Origin of the sequence: uncultured Gimesia sp., assembly GCF_963972345.1 — a bacterium.
Classification (GTDB): Bacteria; Planctomycetota; Planctomycetia; order Planctomycetales; family Planctomycetaceae; genus Gimesia.
In genome coordinates this window covers 1-2,957 of the sequence record NZ_CAXAVM010000345.1, presented here as the reverse complement: position 1 = coordinate 2,957, position 2,957 = coordinate 1, and the positions used below count along the sequence as shown (strand labels likewise).

The 2,957-nt window shown below is 48.0% G+C and carries 4 protein-coding genes; all 4 read right to left on the bottom strand.

Annotation, left to right across the window (positions count from 1 at the left end):
* A partial coding sequence (locus AACZ40_RS28835) for a DUF2997 domain-containing protein (RefSeq protein WP_339677106.1) occupies positions 1-172 on the bottom strand: 172 nt, incomplete at its 3' end.
* Positions 169-537: a DUF1257 domain-containing protein gene (locus AACZ40_RS28830; protein WP_291166807.1), complete on the bottom strand. Its 369-nt coding sequence runs from the start codon at positions 535-537 to the stop codon at positions 169-171. The genes AACZ40_RS28835 and AACZ40_RS28830, both read right to left, overlap by 4 nt.
* A gap of 21 nt (positions 538-558) precedes the next feature.
* Positions 559-1,137, bottom strand: a complete 579-nt coding sequence (locus AACZ40_RS28825) for a hypothetical protein (protein WP_291166809.1) — start codon at positions 1,135-1,137, stop codon at positions 559-561.
* A gap of 359 nt (positions 1,138-1,496) precedes the next feature.
* A complete protein-coding gene (locus tag AACZ40_RS28820) occupies positions 1,497-2,624 on the bottom strand; it encodes a hypothetical protein (RefSeq protein ID WP_291166811.1) in 1,128 nt (375 codons plus the stop codon).
* Positions 2,625-2,957: the final 333 nt, after the last annotated feature.

The window sequence follows — 2,957 nt, the reverse complement described above, 5'->3', positions numbered from 1 at the left end:
GCTGCTGCCCCAGTTGCTGATGAAATTCAGCCGTCAGCTGCTCTTCCGTCCGCTTTCCCAGGGCTGTTTCAATAAACCGGCTGGCTTCACGGCACCCTGCTCCGGAAAAGCCTCTAGTTTCCACGCGGGTCTGGCCATCTGTGGCAACGGTGATTTCGATGATTCGAGTCATACAGCACCTCCTACCTGCACCGTCAACTTGATGGAGCCATCAACCTGGGCCTGCTCGGTCACGGTGTGCCCCCTGCGGCGTGCTTCAATCCGTGTTTTTTCAACGGCGTACGACTGCAGAAACTGATTCAGATGACACCGATCCCCCCAGCGTCCCTCGAAGTTGTCATACTGCAGCTGACCACTGGTAATGTCACAGACGACAGGATACCGCCACCGTGGCAGTTCTATCCCCAGCCCGGTCGCCTCACTGCTAAAGAGTTTGAACGTCCCCTGCATCGGCTGTGGCAGCTTAAGACGTTCACAAGCGGCAGAAATGGCAACCGGGTCACGCACCTCGGTTTGGATTTGAACGATGTGAGACATATTGGATTTCTACTTTCTGTTTTAAGAGTTCATAGTGCCGAGTCTGTTCTGAGCAGGAGCATCAGATGCCAGTTCCTGATGCTCAGAGTTTTCTGGCATGAATGGTTTTTGTGGAAAGAGCAGTGGTTTAGAAGAAACAAGATCCTCCAGCAGGAGTTCGGCGATTTCGTTCTCCGTCGCCGGTTCAACGGTTTGTCGAAGCAACTGCCAGCAGACAACTAGAGGTAACAGGCAGATCAGGATGATGCCGAGGTTGGAAATCACTTCAGCAATCACAGAATCAAAGTGTCGCTGGCTGGCCAGGGATTTGCGTTCCTGCTCAAGTTGATCCCACCGCTGATCCATGTTTGCACGCTCGATCTGTAAATCATGCTGCATTGCCACGATCTCCTGTCGCGACTGAGCATCAGCGGACACTAACTGGCGAGCACCAGTAGCCACTTCCTGTTGCAACTCAAGCATCTGCCGGCTCTGCTCAGCCTGAATCTTTGTTTGTTGCAGTGCCATCTGCGTGAGTCTTTGATCGGAATGTTCCTGGCAACCGGTCATCAGCATCAGCGGCCCGACCAGTATCAGCAGTTTCTTTGTGAGTTTCTCCATGCAGCCTCCATCGAAAAAGTAAACGGTTTAAAATGTTCTGCAGTGCCAATCGCAAACGGCGTTCCTTCAGGAATGCCGCAATCGCCAAAAGCAATGCGACAGAAACAAACGTTAATCCAACATAAGCCAATGCTCGGTTCTCCTTTCTGAGGATGATTGATAAGCGAGATACGAAAAATCCTATGGCTCCCTGTATCCGCATGTGTATTGATTCGCTTTTGAGTCTATCTACTGGAATCCTGCGTCTGTCTGTATGCGTAAAAAAACGCCTTGCATTACGAATTGAATGCGAGGCGTTTTGTGCAACTTAAAATCGAAGAACCCGGCCTGAGTGACAAGTCAGCATTGTTACGGGAATATCAGTCTTGAATTTTCACCAGCTTATTAGATTCCTGATCGACTTTCAGGGTTGCTTTGTGTTTGTAATTCGTATCGGGAAAAGATACTTCAAAGTCAATCCTGTCTGGTTTGAATTCCAGACCTCCCGCAGGTGTGTCGAATGTTTTGGTTTCCCCTTTCATCCAGGAATCATAATCCCAGTACCATATTTTTGCTTGATCTCCTTTTCGAAACGTAAGATTAACGCGACACTTGGGAAGAAATTCCACTCCGTTCATGGTAATTTGAGCCCCACGCTGAGTATCCCAAATGACGCCATCTTCGTAAGGTTGGTAAGCCCCTTGAAAACTCAGGTTTTCACAGCGATAAGCAACGTCTTTATCTTTTTCAGCTCCCTTGTATGTGTAGTCGATCCGAGTTGCGAACTGCGGTGAATAAATGGTGACTTTCATTTCTTTCACGTACACGACTGTGGTCCTATCCACGGTTTTTCCCAGGATTTTCTCTCCGCCCTGATACCGTCCCCACATACAGGTAGCCTCAGGCCAAGTTTTCAGAAAATGCACGTTTTTTCGCACCTCTCCGTTCGCGCCAGTCAATTCCACCAAAATGGTGCAGTCTTCAAGTGTTTCCCCAAGGTTTTGAAGTGCAATCCAATCATCAGGGCCAGAGTCTCCCCAGGATTCATTAAAATCGGCGATGATCAGACCGGTCGAGTCACTTAAGGTTGCCGAATACTTTTCTGCAATTTTGGGAAGCATTTTTTGAGCCGCATCAATCCTATCGATCGCGGCAAGCAGAGGCTGCATTTCTGAATTCAAAGCATTCTGCTTTGCCTCTGCATCAAGGCCACGGTGATAACCTCCTGCAAAATTACCAAAGAATCCATCAACAAATGAACCTACAAACAGTGTTCCCTCATCGGGAGGCTTTGGCAGGGAATTTAAGTTGTCTAAACGCTCTAAGACCACAGTGACCGCGTCTCGGACCTGGGCTGAAACATACATGATCTCTTTATCATTCGATTTGATCTCACGTAAGTCTAACAAGGCGGCCTGTAAATCCGCCATGACTTCTGATGTTTCACGTTTTTTCTGAAGTTGAGCTGGATCTGACTTCATCGACATACCCAGATGTTTTGCAAGCACTCGATACTCTTCAGGTAAGGGTTTACTGGACGGGGTCGAGTACCTCGGGAGTTTACTTACTGTAGTATCGCTACCACAGCCCGAAAGCGTGAGAGCTAGGAATAGCACGCATGCAGATGCAACTATTTGTTTGACACAAACGATTCTTTTCATGGCACAACTTATACCACCTGGTGGTCGCAACATTGATTTCTCCTTTTTCAGTGACAAATATCATTGAATCCTGGATTTCGACTGCCCATACGTGCATATCGAATGATACTTATAGTCCGTAGTCTTATCGTCGCTGTCAAGTGTTAAATACTTGCATGGCAAAACGAAAAGATATTCTGG

Excerpts from the sequence above, each read along its gene's own strand:
- AACZ40_RS28830 (WP_291166807.1), bottom strand. The coding sequence starts at position 537 with ATGTCTCACATCGTTCAAATCCAAACCGAGGTGCGTGACCCGGTTGCC.
- AACZ40_RS28825 (WP_291166809.1), bottom strand. The coding sequence starts at position 1,137 with ATGGAGAAACTCACAAAGAAACTGCTGATACTGGTCGGGCCGCTGATG.